We start from the raw sequence: 17,633 nt of genomic DNA on the forward strand, positions 1-17,633 counted from the left end.
GTTTTACCAAACCGCGTAACGGTTCGACGCTACAAGCGCCCCTAAGCGGCAACCTGACGTTCAATCGTCGGTCGCGTACCCAAAGTACGCTTCCCTCCTCTTTCACGTCACCTTGCTCGCCTAGGGGCGCTTTCGCTGACTTATGCTCAACCTGCGATTGTTTTGCTTTAGGTCGCTTATTCGCTGTAGCGGGTGGCGATGGCAGCTTGTACCATGCCGGCGCTCATGAGGTAGGTCACCAGGAAGTAGCCACCGTATGCTGCCAGGAAGATTGCACAGGTGAGGCCCACGGTGCCGCCGATGCTCATATCTCCGAATATGCTCACCAGCTCGATAATCACCTTGAGCGCCACAAAGGAGTGCGCCAGGCCCACTGCCAGCGGGAACAAGAAGAATACCGCTTGCTGCGCCATCACCGAATGGCGAATCTGGCGGTCGTCACAGCCGATCTGTGCCAGCACACGATAGCTGCGGCTGCCGTCGGCCACATTGGAGAGCTGCTGGATCGACAGTATCGCCGCGCACGCAACGACCAGTACAAAGCCAATGTAGATGGCCAGATAGCTAATCATGCCGTTCATTTGCGCTGCTTGCGTGTACATCTCGGAGCGTGTGATGAAGATCCCCCATGACCCCGGCTCCTTGCCGTCAACGAGCAGATTGTCGAGCAAAGTGTATTTAATGCTCTCGTCTGCCTCGGTCGTATCCATCCCCTGTTTGTAATTAACGAGCAGGCTACTGGAATACGGCTGCAGATTAAGTTGGGACAACAGCTCGTCGGCAACGACGACGGTACCCGGATTACTGCCCATCGCCGAGTTGGCGATGGCCGCCGTGTCCTTGTCCGACTTATCGGTTGCGGGCTTGAGCTCATGCCCGCCCAAGGTGAGGGTATGGCCGCCGGCCATGTACTTGGTGTACAGGTCGCCCAGCTCACCGCCCATATCACACGTAAGCAGGTACTGGTCGCGGCCAATGCTCACCGGCTCCTCGCCCATCATCTGGCGCAGTTTGTTGTACTGGCTCGCCGGCGTCACAAACAGACCCATCGTATCGGCATTGCTACCCCCGAGCGCCTTGGGGAGCTTTTCGCCCATGGTCTTGCACATCTCACCCGCAGACACCGAAGGATTCGAACCGCCAAACGGGTAACTCAGATACGAATCGATCTGAACATGCTCACCGGCAACATCGGCGATATTGACCTTCTTGCCGGTCTCGTCGTTGTTGTCCGCCGACTTGCCCTTGCCGTGCCATGCGGAGTACAAATCGACCGTTGTATCGGCTAGCACCATGCGGTCGGCTTCAGACGGATTGACATATTCTTTGTAGTAGTCGAGCGTATCGGGCGTGTAATAGACATACGTCTGAGACACGTCAACAGGGTTATAGCGCTCCAGGTTTTCGTTCATCACATTGGCAATCGACATACCGCACGTCACCGAGGTGATGGCCAAAAACAGGAGCATCGCGATGACGCCCATCGAAAAGCACACCGTGTTGACCTTGGCCGCAAGCTGGCGCACGGTAAACATGTTGAGGCCGCGCCAATACACGCTGCGCAGGCTCTGCAGCAGCTTGATGAGCATGCCCGAGAGTCCCCAGAACAGGGCAAAGGTGCCCACGGTAACCATAGCGGTCGTAATACCAAACTGGTTCATGGCCTCTTGCAGCTTGCTGTCCGTCGCGGTTAGCGGGAACCCATCACGTAGCAGACGGTAATAGGCCACGCCCACAAGCACCACGCCCACGGCAAAGATGGCAATCGCGATCCAGGGGTTGCGTGTCTTGATGCTCTCGTTGCGACGCTCGGCACCCATAAGCTCGATGAGTTTGGTACGACGCACGGCGCGAAGGTTCAGCAGTAGCGTGAGCACAAACATTACGAGCATGCAAGCAAGGGTCAGGTTGAACGCATGCACCGAGAAAAAGAAGTGGAAATTGGCGATCTGTGTCTTAAAGAGCGAGGCCGTAAAGAACGTCATGAGCTGGGAGAGTCCCACACCCAGCACAATGCCGGCGACAAAGGCCACGACCGAAACGATCACCGTCTCGAGCGCCATAATCGTGGCGACGCGCCCGCGCCCCATGCCGAGCACCTGGTACAGGCCAAACTCCTTCTTGCGGCGTTTCATGATGAAGTTGTTGGCATACACCATCAAAAAGGCCATGACACCGGCCAAAAAGTACGTGAGGTCGCCGAGCATGCTGCCCATTACCTGCGCCAAGCCCTCTTCATCGATTCCGGCGATGTCGACCTGCATCGAGATGGTGTTAAAAGCATAGAAGACCGTGACGCCCAGGGTGAGCGTCAAAAGGTAGACGAGGTAATCGCGGCCGGCGCGGCGGACGTTACCCCAAGCGAGTTTACAGAGCATCGGAGCCCTCACCGCCCATCATGGCAACGACCTCCATTATGCGGTCGAAAAACTCTCGGCGGTCGGTGTCGCCGCGGCGCAGCTCGGTGAAGATCTTGCCGTCGCGGATAAACAACACGCGGCTCGTGTAGCTGGCGGCAAAGCTGTCGTGCGTGACCATGAGCACGGTGGCGCGTAGGCGGCGGTTAAGGGCCTCCAGGCTCTCGAGCAGCAGGCGAGCGCTCTTGGAATCGAGGGCGCCGGTGGGCTCGTCGGCCATGATCATGGTGGGGTCGGTGACGAGCGCGCGAGCCGCGGCAACGCGCTGCTGCTGACCGCCGGACATCTGGTAGGGATACTTGTCGAGCACCTGACTGATAGACAGGCGCGCTGCCACATCCTGCACACGGGTCGAGATCTCTGCCGAGTTTGTGCGGGCAATGGTGAGCGGCAGGGCGATATTCTCGCGTGCCGTGAGCGTATCGAGCAGGTTGGAGTCCTGGAAGATAAAGCCGAGCTCCTCGCGGCGGAACTGCGAAAGCTTAGCCTGCTTCATGCGTGTTACGTCCTGCCCGTTGATGCGGATCGTGCCGCTCGTGGCGCTATCGATGGTCGACACGCAGTTGAGCAACGTCGACTTGCCCGAGCCCGAAGCGCCCATGATGCCAACGAATTCGCCGCGGTTGACGGTAAAGCTGACGTCGTTGAGCGCGCGGGTCACGTTGCCCAGCGCTCCATATACCTTTTCGAGATGCGCGACCTCCAGTACCGGGGTCGCCATGTGCGTGGTTTGCATACCGAGTCCTTTCTTGCGATTAGTCTACGGCATCTATAGTCGCAAGAAGACGAGTCGGCTACCATCGATATGGCTTACGCTTGCCTTACCGTTGTGTAAGGTACGGGTAGCTGCCCTGCCACGTGTTGATGTTGAGAGAGGACTCCTGTTGAAGACTGTTCATGTTGCCGCTGGGATCATTCGCAAGGAAGGATCCGATGAGCTGCTTGCCGTGCAGCGCGGCTACGGCGACATGCAGGGACTTTGGGAGTTCCCCGGCGGCAAGCTCATGCGCGGCGAGACGCCCGAAGACGCCGTGCGCCGCGAGCTTATGGAAGAGCTGCAGGTAAAAGTCACCAACCTGCGCGATTTCTACACCGTTGAGTATGACTACCCCGATTTTCATCTCTCCATGGAGTGTTACTACTGCTCGCTGACCAAAGGGTCTGGCGAGCCCCAGAAGCACGACCGCCAGCTCGATATCCGCTGGATTCCGCGTACCTCGCTTGCCACGGTGGAATGGATGCCCGCTGACAAGGGGCTCATTGATGCCCTGATTGAGTTGAAGGAAGATCGGCTTGAGGCCAACAGCACTGCCAAAGATGCCAAGGCCGCCACGACCGAACACCCCGCCGCCAAACCCAAGCGCGCACCTAAGCGCCGCAGCAAAAAGCGCCCCAAGCCCGGCCTGCTCGACGGCATCGACACCTCGGACCTTTCCGCCGACGAGCGTGAACTCGTGCGCCGTCGCGCCGCTATAAAAAAGTCCATGAAGGGCAACAAGCGTGCGAACACCAAACCCGAGCTGCTCGTTCGCCAGCGCCTGCGGGCAGCGGGCCTTACGGGCTATCGTTTGGAATGGAAGGTGCCCGGCAAACCCGACATCGCCTTTCCCGGGCGCAAGATCGCCATCTTCGTCAACGGCTGCTTTTGGCACCGCTGCCCCAAGTGCAACCCTAGCCAGCCCAAGCGCAATGTTGAGTTTTGGGAGGCAAAGTTTCGCCGCAACGTCGAGCGCGACCGCACCGCCGTGGCAGCACTCACTCAAATGGGCTGGACGCCTATAACCATCTGGGAATGCGAACTCAAAAAGGACCGCATCGACGCCACGATGGAAAAGGTCATCGAGCAGGTACGGGCCGCAGAGCCGCAGCGCTAACAGCGAGCATTCACACGCTCCGCACGTCCGCGCCACATCCACGTCACAAACCTTAGAAAGCCCTTAAGCTCAAAACCTTTCAAGAGTGTTACTCGATAGCTTTTACCTGCGGTTTCATCGCAACGTCAAACCTCATTAAGCCTTTCTTTAGCGCTTCTTTGCAGCAGCCGCGGCATAATACTGCCAGCGCACGGGACCTAGCAGCATACCCCGAGCGCAATCTTTTGGTGGACATCGAGGAGGCCGCATAAGCATGCATTCTTCCAATGACGCAACACAGCAGCCATCCCTAAAACATGCAGACCTTTTCTCCTTCCCCCCGACACAGAGAAACGGCCTCCTCGACTCCCCAACCCCAAAACCCAAACGCTCAACCGACCAGGAACTCAACCTGCGAGCATCCTTCGATAAGCTCCAAGCATCCCTAAACAAGTCATTCCCCAACCAAGCCCGGGCATACTAGCCCCTCATCAACAAAGCGCCCCTCGCGCCCCATCTCTTCAGCCCCAACGCCACAGGGGCGATTGAGTAGGGCCGTCCGGAAACGGAAAAAGGGCCTATCTCTCAGAACATTCCGCAGGACGGAGGAAGCCCCGCAGCGCGTAGCGCGCAGCGGGGCTTCCGACATGTCCGAGGACGTTCTGAGAGATAGGCCCTTTTTCCGTTTCCGGACGGCCCGGTGGGATCAGAGTACCCTTGCTGTTACTCTGCTTTGCCCACAGAGTTGAGGTTGGTCATGCGGATCTTAACCAGCTCGGTGATCTCACGCATGCCCTCCTTGGCCGGCTTCTTGGGATCGAAGCAGGCGGGGTTCTCGGCCATGTAGGCCATGAAGCCCTTGGTGTAGGCCTGACGCAGCTCGGTGGCGTAGTTAACCTTGCAGATGCCGTTCTTCACAGCCTCGGCAACCTGCTCATCGGGCACACCGGAGGTGCCGTGCAGAACCAGCGGCACGTCGACGGCGTCGCGGATGGCCTTGACCACGGACTGCTCGATGTGGGGATCGCTCGTGTACACGCCGTGGCTGGTGCCAACGCCAATTGCGAGGGAGGTGCAGCCGGTACGCTCGACGAACTCCTTGGCCTCGGCAGGATCGGTGTAGGGGCTCTCGCCCTCAACCGCGGGACCGTCGTCCTCCTTGCCGCCAACCTTACCGAGCTCGGCCTCGACGGGCACGCCCATGGCGCGGCCAGCATCGGCGACGGACTTGGTCAGGGCGATGTTGTCCTCGAAGGACTCGTGCGAACCGTCGATCATGACAGAGGTGTAGCCCGTGCGGAAAGCCTGCATGCAGCGGTCATAGCCATCGCCGTGATCGAGGTGCAGAGCGACGGGCACGGAAGCGCGCTCGGCGGCAGCCTTGACCATGCCGTAGAAGTAGTCCAGACCAGCGGTCTTGATGGTGCCCGGGGTGGTCTGCATGATGACGGGGGACTTGGTCTCCTCGGCAGCGGCCAGAACGGCCATAACAAACTCGAGGTTCTCGACGTTGAAAGCGCCAACAGCGTAGTGGCCGGCCTGAGCGTCCTTGAGCATCTTTTCGGTGGTAACAAGTGCCATGAGCGTTTGCTCCTCTCCCTCGCCCGCATCTGGACATCGGGCGTAGTTGTTCACAAGGCGTTTTACCTTGCGTTTTTCTGCGCTCATTGTATGAAATTCAGCGGCTTTACACGCGCGAGATATTGAGCCCATGCAGGTCAATACAGTCGTTTTTGAAAAGTAAACGGAAGGAATATGAGCCGAGTGGACATGTTCGATATTGAATTTTGGGCGTTCAGCGTCTTTCTTTTATAGAAAAGATAAGTAATCGAAAGGTGTTTTCTTACTCAAAAAGAAAATGAACGAAAATAGAGTCAACACAATTCCTGCAAATTTAGCCGAGAATGGAGCAAGCATGGCCCAAGCCACCAACCGTGCCTTTGCCGACGAACGCCGTACCGCCATTATGGAAATGCTCGATCATAATGCCTCGGTGCAGGTAGCAGAAATCGCCCAGACCTTTGGCGTGTCCTCCGTCACCGCCCGCGCCGACCTGGACGCGCTCGCCGAAGCAGGCAAGCTGCGCCGCACGCACGGCGGTGCCGTATCACTCCACAAACGTCTGACCGTCTCCACGCAGGATCGCCGCATCAATGTCAACGTCGCCGCCAAGCAGGCCATCGCGCAAAGCGCCATCGAGCTCGTCAATGACGGCGACACGCTGCTCGTCGACTCGGGCACCACGGCGCTCGAGTTCGTCCGGCTCCTCGATCAGCGCGACGGTATCACCGTCATCACGGCCGACATTACCATTGCCGATTACATCGACGAGAGCATGCCCTCAGTCGATGTCGTCATGCTGGGCGGGGCGCTGCGCAAAGGCCATCGTTATTTGTACGGACCGCTCACTATGCAGGCGCTCCAAATGGTCCATGCCGATCTGGCCGTCATGTGCCCCGGCGCCTTTGTCCCCAGCTGCGGCTTTACGACCGACTTTCCCCAGATGGCCGAGACCAAAACGGCTATGATCACCGCGGCCCATCAAAGCGTCGCCCTCATGGACGCCAGCAAGGTTAACGGACGCGGCATGTACCGCTTTGCCGAGCTTGCCGATGTCGACTCCATCGTGATGGACCGTGACCCCGACCATGCCGTCGCCACCTCGATCGCCGAGGCCACTGACAGCTCACGTCCAGCCCTCGTCATCGCCGGCGCTTAAACAAAAACCACCACAAAGGTGCCTGTCCCCTTCGTGGTGGTTTGAGCGTTAAAAGCGATATATCGCTACTTGGACAGCTCGTCGGCGAGGGCCTCGATTTGGGCGCGCGAGGCGTCGTTGAGCGAGCCCAGCACAGTCACCTTGTTCTGCGTCAGGGTGATGTCCTTCATGCCCTCGAGCTCCTTGGTCATAACCTTGGCAGCTGCAGGCGCCCAAGAGCCGGCCTCGACGAGCGCCACCGTACGGTTCTGGTAGGCGTGCTCGGCGAGCGTATGGATGAAGGTGCTCATGCACGGGAAGATCTCGCCCTGATAGGTGATGGAGGCGAGCACCAGACGGTCGTAGCGGAACGCATCCTCAACGGCCTCGGCCATGTCGTCGCGAGCCAAGTCAAAGACGGAGACCTTCTGGCCGCGAGCCTCAAGCGCTGCGGCGAGCTCCTCGACGGCAGCCTTCAGATGGCCGTACACGCTCGCATAGGCAATCGTGATGCCCTTGTCCTCGGGCTGGTAGCTCGACCAGGTGTTATAGGTGTCGAGGTAATAGCCCAGGTTCTCGGTCAGTACGGGGCCGTGGAGCGGACAGATGATCTGGATATCCAGATCGGCGGCCTTCTTGAGGACGGCCTGCACGAACTTGCCGAACTTACCGACGATGCCAAAGTAGTAGCGGCGAGCCTCACAAGCCCACCCTTCCGGATCCTCGATGTCGTTGGCGCCAAACTTGCCAAAGCCGTCGGCACTAAAGAGCACCTTGTCGGTGGACTCGTAGGAGAAGATCACCTCGGGCCAGTGAACGTTGGGGGCGCCGATAAAGGTCAGGCTGTGGCCGCCCAGGTCGAGCACATCGCCCTCTTTGACGACCATCTTGCGCTCGGGGTAGTCGGTGCCAAAGTAGTTGACCATCATGCGGAAGGCGCCCATGCTAGCCACAATCTGGGCCTGGGGATAGCGCTCCATAAAGGCGGCGATACCAGCGGAGTGATCGGGCTCCATGTGATGGACGACCAGGTAATCGGGCGTACGACCATCGAGCACGGCCTCGAGGTTGCCGAGCCACTCGTCGACAAAGTCAGCGTCAACCGAATCGGCGACGGCGATCTTGTCGCCCAAGATAACGTAGCTGTTGTATGCCATACCGTTCTCGGACACGTCGTACTGGCCCTCGAACAGGTCAATGTCGTGATCGTCGACGCCAATGTAGCGGATATCCTTGGTGATCTCCATCAGGCAAAGCCTCCTAGATAGACAAAAGAGCCCGTCTATCATAGCACTCGCCTTCATAGCCACGGCTATCTGTCAGCATCCTTACCGATTGTTTTTGAGGCGGAATATACCGCCGTTTACCTGCACAAACTATGCGCGCGGTATCGCCGTGCTATGTCGAATGATGAGTTGGCCGGGAATACGAATGGCAACGGTTTTGCCCGCCGTACCCGCCTCGGGAACCGCATGCTCAAACACCTCGCGTCCGCGCTGATGTAGATCGAATCGCACGGTCGTGAGCTCGTTGTGTGCGACAAAATCATCGAGCGAATCGTCGACGCCCACCACGCTTACGTCCTCGGGCACGCGCAGACCGCTATCGCGCAGCGCGGCAATCGCGCCATTTGCCATCTGATCGTTTGCCGCATAGATCGCCGTCATGGTGCGGTCGTGCTCGACCAGGTACCTGCCGGCCTCGTAGCCGCTGTTGGCAGACCAGTCGCCCTCGAGCGGCTCTGCCGGCTCGATGTGTTTACGCTCGAGCGCATCCTGCCAACCGGCGCGGCGAAATTGTTCGTCGACCGAGAACGACGGGCCGCCAATATAACGAATCTGCTCGTGCCCCAGCTCAAACAGGTGATCCATAAGCAACAGCGAGCAGCCGTAATGGTCGGAATCGACCGTGGTCACCCGCGGGTGCGCATACATGGTAACGATGACCGTGCCAATGCCCGGCAGTGGATCGAACGTCTCAAAATCGGGCGCCATGCGACTCATACCGATGATGATGCCGTCCACCGGCAGCGCAGCCATACGACGCGTGGCCTCGGCAAGCGAAAACTCCTCGGTCTTGGACATCTCGACCAGCGTGATGGCGCAATTATGCTCGCGAGCAGCGCTGGCGATGCCGTCGATCATTGAGAGGTTGCCAAACTTGGTGACATCGTTGACGCACAGGCCGACCGAATGGTAGCGACCGTCGCGCAGCGAGCGACCGGCATAACTCGGACGAAAGCCGAGCTCTTGCATAGCGGACTGCACGCGCTGGCGCGTCTGCTCGTTAACGTTGGGCAAGCCGTTGGCGACGCGCGAAACCGTCTGCTGCGAAACGCCAGCAGCGCGGGCGACGTCGGCCATGGAGACCGGACGCGTACCTGTATCGTTGGACGGGCGCCTTGCCACAGGATCACCTTCACCCTTGCGAGATCTGAATAGCGTGAATGCCGGCCCGGGCAGGAGTTTAGCCCGCGCCGAGGCCCGCTATCGTCGGACGCATGTTAACGTACTCTACTTTTTCAATCCGCATCTCTTCTGCTTTATAAGTCCATACGGCAATACCGTTCACGGCTGAATTTCTACCGATTACCAGATTCTCAAAAAGTGACAAGCGTTGTGTTATGAGTACGTTAACATAGCCCGTAACGTGCGGTATCGTGAACACTCGGTTCACGCCGCTTCAAGTTGTTAACGTACTCATAACGACGCAAAACTTACCCGTACGCGCCAAGGAAAGGACTCCCATGACCACCCCCGACGAAAAGACATTCGCCACGCTCACCAAACTGTTTGAGGAGGAGTTTGGCCCCATCGGCGACCGCCAGGTGCTCTATGTGCACGCGCCCGGCCGTTCCGAGATCAGTGGCAACCACACCGACCACGAGGGCGGCCACGTTATCGCCGGCTCGCTCGATGTCGCTGTCGACGGCATCGCCGTGGCGACCGACACCAACAAGGTTCGCGTTGCCGACGAGGGCTATCCCACGTTTGAGATCGCGCTCGACACGCTAGACGTTCAGGAGTCCGAGAAGGGCACGTCCGCGAGCCTCGTCCGCGGCATGGCCCACGAAATCGCAGCGCTTGGTGTTGAGCCCCACGGCTTCGACTTCGCCTTCACTTGCTCCGTCCCCTCGGGTGGCGGCCTTTCCAGCTCTGCCGCCGTCGAGGCCGCGTACGGTCGTGCCATGGAGACGCTCTGGGGCGCGCCCGCCATCGAGCCCGTCGCCCTCGCCCAGATGAGCCAGCGCACCGAGAACAACTATTACGGCAAGCCCTGCGGTCTGATGGACCAGGCCGCTGTGTGCCTGGGCGGCCTCGCCTACATGGACTTTGAGGACCAGGCTCAGCCTAAAACCCAGAAGCTCGAGCTCAATTTTGAGGATCACGGTTATGCGCTCGTGCTCGTTAAGGTTGGCGCCGACCATGTGGCAGCTACCGACGACTACGCCGCCGTTCCGCGCGAGATGCAGGACGTCGCTGCCGAGTTTGGCAAGGCACGCCTGTGCGAGGTAAACGTGGCGGACTTTGACGCCAAGCTCCCCGAGCTACGCGCCAAGCTGGGCGACCGTGCCTGCCTGCGCGCCGTTCACTACTGGTACGAGAACGGCCTGGTCGATAAGCGCTGGGCGGCCCTGAACGCCGGCGACATTGACCAGTTCCTGGTCCTGACGCGCGAGTCCGGCGCCAGCTCCGCCATGTACCTGCAGAATGTTGTTGCCAAACTGGGTGCCGAGCAGCCTTCCATGTACGCACTTGCTCTTGCCGAGCATGTGCTCGACGGCCGCGGCGCCGTCCGTATCCACGGCGGCGGCTTTGGCGGCACCATCCAGGCCTTCGTGCCGCTCGACCTGGTCGACACCTTCATTGCCAAGATGAACGGCTGGCTGGGCGATGGCTCTGCCCGTCATTACGCTATCTCTGACAAGGGGGCTTACGCGGCATGGCTGTAATGACCGACGTGCGCGAGGCCGCGCAGAACCTGATCGAATACGCTATCCACCGATCGATGATCGGACAGGACGATCGCATCTGGGCCTACAACACCATTCTCGAGTGCATCGGCGCCACGGGCCCGGCGCTCGACATGACCTGGGCGCTGCAGAACGAGAAGCTCTCGCTCTTGCACCCCGATACCCTGCCCAACTTTGACCTGGAGGGCACGCTTGCTGCGCTTGCCGAGGCTGCCGTTGCCAACGGCGCCGCCGAGGACACGGCATCGGGCCGCGACCGCATTACCATGCGCATTATGGGTGTGCTCATGCCGAGACCTTCGGTTGTAAACGAGGAATTCAACGGCCGCATGGGCGTCAACGAGCCCCGCGCCGCGACCGACTGGTTCTACGGCCTGTGCTGCGACGCCGGCTACGTGCGTCGTGCCGCCATCGCGCGCAATATCAAATGGAGCACCCCCACCAACTGGGGCGATCTTGAGATCACCATCAACCTGTCCAAGCCTGAGAAGGACCCGCGCGATATTGCCGCGGCCGGCGCCGCAAAGAACACGGGCGAGAAGTATCCCGCCTGCCAGCTCTGCATCGAAAACGAGGGCTATCCCGGACGCTCCGCTGCAGCCGACGGCGGCGCCCATCCCGCCCGCCAGAATCTGCGCGTTATCCCCATTAAGCTCGACGGCGAGCGCTGGGGCTTCCAATACAGCCCGTACGCGTACTTTAACGAGCACTGCATTGCCATGAGCTCCGAGCATCGTCCGATGCACGTCGACCGCAAGGGGCTGACCTGCCTGCTCGACTTTGTCGACCTGTTCCCGCACTACTTTATTGGCTCCAACGCCGACCTGCCCATCGTGGGCGGCTCGATTCTGTCGCACGACCACTTCCAGGGCGGCGCGCACGAGTTCCCCATGATGCATGCCGCCGAGGTCTCGCAGTTTAGCGTGCCCGGTTTTGACCAGGTCAGCGGTACCGTGCTGCAGTGGCCGCTCTCGGTGCTGCGCCTGCGCTCGCATGACCGCGCTCAGCTGCTCGACGCTGCCGAGAAGATTATCCTCGCCTGGCGCGAGTGGACCGATGAGTCTGCGGGCGTCATCGCATACACGGCTGACGGTGTGGCCCACAACACCGTGACGCCCGTCATCCGCCGCGTCGACTCTCGCGGAAATGCCGGCGGCGAAATCTACGAGGCCTACCTGGCGCTTCGCTGCAACATCACGACCGACGAGCATCCGCTGGGCGTGTTCCACCCGCATGCCGAGTACCACCACATTAAGAAGGAGAACATCGGCCTGATCGAGGTCATGGGCCTGGCCATTCTGCCGCCGCGCCTGGTTCCCGAGCTTGGCGCTGTCCGCGAGCACCTGTTGGCAGCCAAGGCCGATGCCAGCTACGACCTCGCCGGCGCGCTCGAGGGCGACGACCTTTGCCGCAGCCACGCCGCATGGGCCGAGGACGTCTTTGCTCGCCGCGCCGACGAGCTTACGGCCGACAACGCCATCGACATCCTGCACGAGGAGGTCGGCGTGGTGTTTGGCCACGTGCTCGACAACGCCGGCGTCTTTAAGTGGGACGAGGCGGGACGCGCCGCCCAGCAGCGCTTTATCGACTCGCTGTAGCACGCAAGCTCGAACGCACGCACTTAACAAATAGCGTCTACACGACAACGGCGCCCGCCGGCAACATCGCCGGCGGGCGCCGTTTTCTGATGCAAGGGTAACTAATTTACACCAAAGCAAGGAGTGTCCCGAACTGCCGGCAGAAAAGGAACGTCCCCAGGTGCCGACCTAAACCCACACATTATTCGATGGAAAAACGTGGTTGCCTCCCACATTATTCGATGGAAAAACGTGGTTCATTCCCACATTTTTCGATGGAAAGACCAACACGGTCTTATACTAACCATGATCGTTAGGAGGCAGTATGCAGCGACAGCTAATGGACGAACTCATCGCTTGGAAATCTAGGGCAAACCGCAAGCCCCTCCTGCTTAAGGGGGCCCGCCAGACGGGAAAAACCTGGCTTCTCAACGAATTCGCAGGCCAGCAGTATCAAAACGTCATCCGTTTTGACTTTATGCTCGAACCGGGCGCACGCTCGCTGTTCGACGGAAGCCTTGACCCCAAACGCATCATCTCCCAGATAGAGCTCCTGCGCGGCCAGACCATAACGCCGACAGACACACTCATCATCTTCGACGAAATCCAAGAGGCACCGCGTGGCATCACCTCGCTCAAATACTTCAACGAGCTGGCGCCGGAATACCATATCGTGGCAGCCGGCTCCTATATGGGGCTCGCGCTCCGACGCGAAAACGAGTCGTTCCCCGTCGGCAAGATTGACCAGCTTACCATGCGCCCCATGGGGTTTGTCGAGTTCGTTCGTGCCGTCGATGGCGATCCGCTCGCAGATGCCATCCTTGCCGCAGACATGGACCTGCTGGCAAACGTTTCCGAAAAGCTCGAGCGCCTGCTCAAGGAATACCTCGTTGTCGGTGGCATGCCAGAAGTTGTCTCCGCTTTCGCCGCCTCCCACGATTTCATCGAGGCCCGCAGGCTTCAGCAGCAAATCATCGAAGCTTACGAATCCGATTTTGGCAAGCATGCGCCAGCCCGCATCGTCGAGCGCATGAGGCTGGTTTGGAAATCCCTTCCCGGCCAGCTCGCAAAGGAAAACAAGAAGTTCGTCTACGGCGCGCTTCGTCCCGGGGCGCGCGCACGCGATTTTGAGGAAAGCCTCCAGTGGCTCATGGACTATGGAATCGTTCATAAGGTACCACGTGTTTCCGCCCTAAGAGCACCGCTCACAAGCTACGAGGATCTCTCGGGCTTCAAGCTGTTCTGCATCGACACCGGCATCCTCGGAGCACTCTCTGGCCTCTCGCCGGCCATTGTTCTGAACGGGCCCGCTGTTTTTACGGAGTTCAAAGGCTCGCTGACCGAGCAATACGTCGCACAGGAGCTTTTGCTCCAAGGCAAAACTCCCGCGTATTGGTCATCCTCCTCCGGCAATGCAGAGACTGACTTTGCCATCGACCATGCGGGGACCGTGCTTCCGCTCGAGGTCAAGGCGGCAGAGAACCTCAAAGCAAAGAGCCTGAGGATTGCCTGCGAGAAGTTCAAGCTCGAGCGCTGCGTGAGAACATCGTTAGCGGCATATAGAGACGAGGGCACGCTCGTCAACATTCCGCTCTGGGAGATTGGGCAAATCGACAAGCTGGCATAGGCGCTGTGGAGGGGGGGTGCCCCGTAAGGAGTGTCCCAAACTGCCGGCAGAAAAGAAACGTCCCCATCTGCCGCATTCCCGAAGCAAGGCAACACCGATGTTTTGGCTACGACAGCGAAAGCCCGCCAAAGCGAGCAAGGTGCCTTGAAGCGAGGCGGCATTGACCTTCTGGTCATGCCGCCGAAGCTGAAAGGCAGATTGCCGCTCTGGCGGGCTTGCAGCGTCGGCTGGTTACGCGGTTTGGTAAAACCGCGTAACTCTAAAGCTCCGTTACTTCAACGCTGTTGTAGACCTCGTCCCAGCGGTCCATGACCAGGTGACCGGTCTTGGGATCCATGGCGTTGAGCTTGCCGCAGGTATTGGCGGTCTTGAGCACCGTGACGTCGTCGGCGCCGGCAGCAATGGCATGCGCAAAGCCGGCGATGGTCGAGTCGCCGGAACCCGTCGCGTTCACAGCCGCAATCGCGGGCGTCTTGGCGCGGAACGCGCGGCCCTCATGGAAGCCCACCGAACCGGCAGCGCCCATCGAAACGACAACCCAGGGGATACCGGCAAAACGGTCATCGGCGGCAAGCGCCTCGCGCAGGGCATCGACATCATCGGTCGTAAAGGACGTACCCAGCAGGCCGTTAATCTCGGTCAGGTTGGGCTTTACGAGCTCAGGCTTAGCGTCGGACTCCAGCGCGGCCTCCAGCGATGCACCCGAGGTATCGAGCAGCACCTTGGCGCCCGCCTCCTCGGCGATCTTGACGAGCTCGGCATAGTAGCCGGCATCGACGCCACGCGGCAGCGAGCCCGAAAGCGTCACAACGTCCGCCTTCGCTGCAAGCTCGGCAAACTTGGCCGTAAAGGCCTCGAGCTCGGCCGGGGCGATCTGCGGGCCGCTCTCCAGCAGCTCGGTCTGATTACCCTCGTGCAGGATATTCAGGCAGATGCGCGTCTCACCGGCAATAGGCACAAAGTCGTTCTTGACGCCGTCGGCATCCATAAGCTCGGCCATATAGGCACCCATGTGGCCGCCGAGCAGGCCGGTCGCGAGCACGTCGTCACCCAGCTGCAGCAGCACGCGACTCACGTTGAGGCCCTTGCCGCCAGCGGTCTTTTCGGGTGTCACACGGTTAACATCGTCGATGATCAGCTTGTCGAGCTGATAGCGCGTATCAATCGACGGGTTCATGGTAACGGTCAGAATCATGTTGAACTCCTGTTCCGGGGCGGCATAACCCGCCCCAAACATACGATAGCTCGTTAAAGGATCTCGATCTCAAAGCCGCGGGTGACGGTCTCTCCCGGCTTGGCCACCAGGCAGCCGCGCTTGTGCTCCAGAATATCGTCCTCGTCGGAGCAGGTGGACAGGCCGCCCCACGGTTCCACGGCCACAAAGTCGCCCTCGGGCTTGCTCCACACAATCAGGTATGGCATATCGGGGAACGTCAGGCGCACGCCCTTGTCCTCGGTTTTCTTGGTAAGCGTAACCACGTGGCTCTCGAGCACGTCAAAGATGGTCTCTGCGAAGTCAAAGAGTTCGTGGGTCAGCGGCAGGTCATGGCCAACCATCGGGTTCTTGCTGCGATGCTCAACATCAATCAGGCCCGTCGAGGGAACGGCAGTACAGAGCTCGGCGGCCTCGCGCTGCTCAAAACGGAGCTCGTAGTCGTCGTAGGACTCGCCCTCGTCAAGCGGGCACTTAAAGCCAGGGTGACCGCCCACAAAGAACGGCATGTCCTCGGTGCCCTCATTGGTCACCTCGTACGACACGGCCACCTTCTCCGCATCGATCGTGTAACGAGCAACGATCTTAAACGGATACGGGTACTGCTCGAGCAACTCGGCATGGTCGGCAGAGCTTAAGCTCAGCACAACCATGTTGTCGCTCCGCTCCTCGAGCTTCCACTCCTGCTTGCGAGCAAAGCCGTGGCGGGCGAGCTTGACCTCGCGGCCGCCCATGGTCATTGCGCGACCGTCACGAAGGCCGCCGCAGATCGGGAAACAAATGGGTGCCTGGCCCGACCACACCGCCGGGTCGCCCTGCCACAGGTACTCACGGCCGTTGGCCGTAATAGAAGTGAACGACCCGCCCGCCGTGCTCAGTGCCACGCGGATAGAACCGTTATCAAGAACAAACTCCATAGGAGCCTTCCCTTTCTTACGACAGCCCGCCAAGTCAATAGGGCTGATAGAAAACCGGCCCGCGCCCCCTCACAGAAACGCGAGCCGTCAACGGACTAGTTAATTACGCCGGATACCCGCTAATCGTGGTATTCGCCGCGGTCCCACTTCTCGAGGAACTCGTCAAAGAAGTGCGGGTCGGCCTGAGCCTCGGCATCGGCCTTGTTGCAGGCATCGATCTTGGCGATCAGGGCATCGTGCTCGGGGGTCTTCTCGTAGGGCTCCTCCAGGAAGGCAAGCATGATGTCAGCCATCAGGAACTCGCCGGTAATCTTGCCGCCAAAGCCCACGATGTTGGCGTTGAGCTCGCGACGGGCATACAGGGCAGAGGTCATGTCGCGGACCAGGGCGCAACGGGCGCCGGGAACCTTGTTGACGGCGTTGGTGATGCCGATGCCGGTGCCGCACAGGGCCACGCCAAAGTCGGCCTTGCCGCTGGCAACAGCCTCGCCCACAGCCTTACCGTAGATGGGATAGTGCGTACGGGTGTGGCTGTAGGTGCCGCAGTCGAGCACCTTGTAGCCAGCCTGCTCCAGGCGGTCGGCCAGATAGATCTTCTCGTCCGTAACGATATGGTCGCAACCGATTGCGATGGTCTTCTTCATCAGAACGTCCTTTCGTCTGAATTCACAAGTTGAGGTAGAAGTTCGAGTTCTCGGTGGCTCTCGTTAGGCCATCTTGTTGAGCATGTCGACACGGATCTGGTGACGGCCGCCGGCGTACTGGGCGCGCAGGAACTCGCGGGCGATCTTCTTGGCGACCTCGGTGCCCACAACGCCCGGGCCCATGGTGACCATGCGCGAGCCGTTGTGCTCGCGGGTCATGTAGGCGGAACGCTCGTCGGAAATGTTGGCGACGACCATGCCCTTAATCTTGACGGCGGCCATATAGGAGCCGACGCCGTACTTATCGAATGCGAAGCCCTGGGAATCCTTGTGCTCCAGCAGGTCCTTGGCAACGGCGGTCGCGGAATCGACAAAGTCCGCGGCAGGGGTCTCGGAATAGTCGACGACCTCGTGACCGTCGGCGATGAGCATCTCCTTGATGGACTCCTTCATCGACATACCGTCGGCATCGGAAGCGATTACAACCCTCATGACATCCTCCTTGAGAGATACGCAGGTGCGTAGTTTCTGTTTGGAAGTGTTGAATCGCGTTCAGGTCCGGGCATCTGAATGTGCGGTTCTTCACTGTTCATGTTTATTTGAACACATTCGAACAGTAACTGCAACAACTATTTGTTTATCTTTGTTCTTTTTTGAACAAATACCGTTCACGGATGATTGCTGACCGTTTGAGCCGGGCGCGGACGTAGCGAC

At 59.7% G+C, this 17,633-nt stretch carries 14 protein-coding genes; 5 read left to right on the forward strand and 9 right to left on the reverse strand.

Annotation, left to right across the window (positions count from 1 at the left end):
* Nucleotides 1-176 precede the first annotated feature (176 nt).
* Nucleotides 177-2,378, reverse strand: coding sequence for an ABC transporter permease (locus AB5Z25_RS04815; protein WP_368134923.1), 2,202 nt, complete (start codon nucleotides 2,376-2,378; stop codon nucleotides 177-179).
* On the reverse strand, nucleotides 2,368-3,153 hold the full coding sequence (locus AB5Z25_RS04820; RefSeq protein WP_006234847.1) for an ABC transporter ATP-binding protein: 786 nt from the start codon (nucleotides 3,151-3,153) through the stop codon (nucleotides 2,368-2,370). The genes AB5Z25_RS04815 and AB5Z25_RS04820 overlap by 11 nt, the downstream gene beginning before the upstream one ends.
* Nucleotides 3,154-3,301: 148 nt before the next feature.
* Between AB5Z25_RS04820 and vsr the strand changes: the two genes are divergently transcribed.
* Complete coding sequence (vsr, locus tag AB5Z25_RS04825; protein ID WP_368134924.1) at nucleotides 3,302-4,291, forward strand: DNA mismatch endonuclease Vsr; 990 nt, start codon at nucleotides 3,302-3,304, stop codon at nucleotides 4,289-4,291.
* A gap of 702 nt (nucleotides 4,292-4,993) precedes the next feature.
* On the opposite strand, the gene AB5Z25_RS04830 is transcribed toward vsr, so the two are convergent.
* Nucleotides 4,994-5,851, reverse strand: coding sequence for a class II fructose-bisphosphate aldolase (locus AB5Z25_RS04830; RefSeq protein WP_022095149.1), 858 nt, complete (start codon nucleotides 5,849-5,851; stop codon nucleotides 4,994-4,996).
* Nucleotides 5,852-6,185: 334 nt separating this feature from the next.
* Here AB5Z25_RS04830 and AB5Z25_RS04835 point away from each other — a divergent pair, with 334 nt between their 5' ends.
* Nucleotides 6,186-6,989, forward strand: a complete 804-nt coding sequence (locus AB5Z25_RS04835; RefSeq protein WP_368134925.1) for a DeoR/GlpR family DNA-binding transcription regulator — start codon at nucleotides 6,186-6,188, stop codon at nucleotides 6,987-6,989.
* Nucleotides 6,990-7,054: 65 nt separating this feature from the next.
* Here the strand turns inward: AB5Z25_RS04835 and AB5Z25_RS04840 are convergent, their stop codons facing one another.
* Both AB5Z25_RS04840 and AB5Z25_RS04845 read right to left on the reverse strand, forming a co-directional pair.
* Nucleotides 7,055-8,215 (reverse strand): FprA family A-type flavoprotein, encoded by a 1,161-nt coding sequence (locus AB5Z25_RS04840; protein WP_368134926.1) that lies wholly within the window; start codon nucleotides 8,213-8,215, stop codon nucleotides 7,055-7,057.
* Nucleotides 8,216-8,344: 129 nt separating this feature from the next.
* The gene (locus tag AB5Z25_RS04845) at nucleotides 8,345-9,331 is read right to left on the reverse strand and encodes a LacI family DNA-binding transcriptional regulator (RefSeq protein ID WP_368134934.1); all 987 of its coding nucleotides are present in this window, start codon (nucleotides 9,329-9,331) and stop codon (nucleotides 8,345-8,347) included.
* Nucleotides 9,332-9,714: 383 nt separating this feature from the next.
* Between AB5Z25_RS04845 and AB5Z25_RS04850 the strand changes: the two genes are divergently transcribed.
* From AB5Z25_RS04850 to AB5Z25_RS04860, 3 genes are all read left to right on the forward strand, one after another.
* The gene (locus AB5Z25_RS04850) at nucleotides 9,715-10,920 is read left to right on the forward strand and encodes a galactokinase (protein WP_368134927.1); all 1,206 of its coding nucleotides are present in this window, start codon (nucleotides 9,715-9,717) and stop codon (nucleotides 10,918-10,920) included.
* Nucleotides 10,911-12,539 carry a UDP-glucose--hexose-1-phosphate uridylyltransferase gene (locus AB5Z25_RS04855; protein WP_368134928.1) on the forward strand — a complete coding sequence of 543 codons (1,629 nt, stop codon included), beginning with the start codon at nucleotides 10,911-10,913 and terminating at the stop codon, nucleotides 12,537-12,539. The genes AB5Z25_RS04850 and AB5Z25_RS04855 overlap by 10 nt, the downstream gene beginning before the upstream one ends.
* Nucleotides 12,540-12,843: 304 nt before the next feature.
* Nucleotides 12,844-14,145, forward strand: coding sequence for an ATP-binding protein (locus AB5Z25_RS04860; protein ID WP_117847955.1), 1,302 nt, complete (start codon nucleotides 12,844-12,846; stop codon nucleotides 14,143-14,145).
* A gap of 259 nt (nucleotides 14,146-14,404) precedes the next feature.
* Here AB5Z25_RS04860 and AB5Z25_RS04865 read toward each other — a convergent pair whose 3' ends face one another.
* The 4 genes from AB5Z25_RS04865 to lacA all read right to left on the reverse strand — a co-directional run bounded on the left by AB5Z25_RS04865 (nucleotide 14,405) and on the right by lacA (nucleotide 17,411).
* Entirely contained in the window at nucleotides 14,405-15,340 is a 936-nt protein-coding gene (locus AB5Z25_RS04865) for a hexose kinase (RefSeq protein ID WP_195535118.1), read from the reverse strand.
* Nucleotides 15,341-15,393: 53 nt separating this feature from the next.
* Nucleotides 15,394-16,275 carry an aldose 1-epimerase family protein gene (locus tag AB5Z25_RS04870; protein ID WP_368134929.1) on the reverse strand — a complete coding sequence of 294 codons (882 nt, stop codon included), beginning with the start codon at nucleotides 16,273-16,275 and terminating at the stop codon, nucleotides 15,394-15,396.
* Nucleotides 16,276-16,394: 119 nt separating this feature from the next.
* Complete coding sequence (gene lacB, locus AB5Z25_RS04875) at nucleotides 16,395-16,919, reverse strand: galactose-6-phosphate isomerase subunit LacB (protein WP_006234831.1); 525 nt, start codon at nucleotides 16,917-16,919, stop codon at nucleotides 16,395-16,397.
* A 63-nt stretch (nucleotides 16,920-16,982) separates the two neighbouring features.
* The gene (lacA, locus tag AB5Z25_RS04880; RefSeq protein ID WP_006234830.1) at nucleotides 16,983-17,411 is read right to left on the reverse strand and encodes a galactose-6-phosphate isomerase subunit LacA; all 429 of its coding nucleotides are present in this window, start codon (nucleotides 17,409-17,411) and stop codon (nucleotides 16,983-16,985) included.
* Nucleotides 17,412-17,633 lie beyond the last annotated feature (222 nt).

The organism is Collinsella aerofaciens (assembly GCF_040910325.1).
Taxonomy (GTDB): domain Bacteria; phylum Actinomycetota; class Coriobacteriia; order Coriobacteriales; family Coriobacteriaceae; genus Collinsella; species Collinsella aerofaciens_BL.

What these genes read in the sequence shown, in the direction of transcription:
- AB5Z25_RS04815 (WP_368134923.1), bottom strand. Translation starts at nt 2,378, where the DNA reads ATGCTCTGTAAACTCGCTTGGGGTAACGTCCGCCGCGCCGGCCGCGAT.
- AB5Z25_RS04820 (WP_006234847.1), bottom strand. Translation starts at nt 3,153, where the DNA reads ATGCAAACCACGCACATGGCGACCCCGGTACTGGAGGTCGCGCATCTC.
- AB5Z25_RS04830 (WP_022095149.1), bottom strand. Translation starts at nt 5,851, where the DNA reads ATGGCACTTGTTACCACCGAAAAGATGCTCAAGGACGCTCAGGCCGGC.
- AB5Z25_RS04835 (WP_368134925.1), top strand. Translation starts at nt 6,186, where the DNA reads ATGGCCCAAGCCACCAACCGTGCCTTTGCCGACGAACGCCGTACCGCC.
- AB5Z25_RS04840 (WP_368134926.1), bottom strand. Translation starts at nt 8,215, where the DNA reads ATGGAGATCACCAAGGATATCCGCTACATTGGCGTCGACGATCACGAC.
- AB5Z25_RS04845 (WP_368134934.1), bottom strand. Translation starts at nt 9,331, where the DNA reads ATGGCCGACGTCGCCCGCGCTGCTGGCGTTTCGCAGCAGACGGTTTCG.
- AB5Z25_RS04850 (WP_368134927.1), top strand. Translation starts at nt 9,715, where the DNA reads ATGACCACCCCCGACGAAAAGACATTCGCCACGCTCACCAAACTGTTT.
- AB5Z25_RS04855 (WP_368134928.1), top strand. Translation starts at nt 10,911, where the DNA reads ATGGCTGTAATGACCGACGTGCGCGAGGCCGCGCAGAACCTGATCGAA.
- AB5Z25_RS04860 (WP_117847955.1), top strand. Translation starts at nt 12,844, where the DNA reads ATGCAGCGACAGCTAATGGACGAACTCATCGCTTGGAAATCTAGGGCA.
- AB5Z25_RS04865 (WP_195535118.1), bottom strand. Translation starts at nt 15,340, where the DNA reads ATGATTCTGACCGTTACCATGAACCCGTCGATTGATACGCGCTATCAG.
- AB5Z25_RS04870 (WP_368134929.1), bottom strand. Translation starts at nt 16,275, where the DNA reads ATGGAGTTTGTTCTTGATAACGGTTCTATCCGCGTGGCACTGAGCACG.
- lacB (WP_006234831.1), bottom strand. Translation starts at nt 16,919, where the DNA reads ATGAAGAAGACCATCGCAATCGGTTGCGACCATATCGTTACGGACGAG.
- lacA (WP_006234830.1), bottom strand. Translation starts at nt 17,411, where the DNA reads ATGAGGGTTGTAATCGCTTCCGATGCCGACGGTATGTCGATGAAGGAG.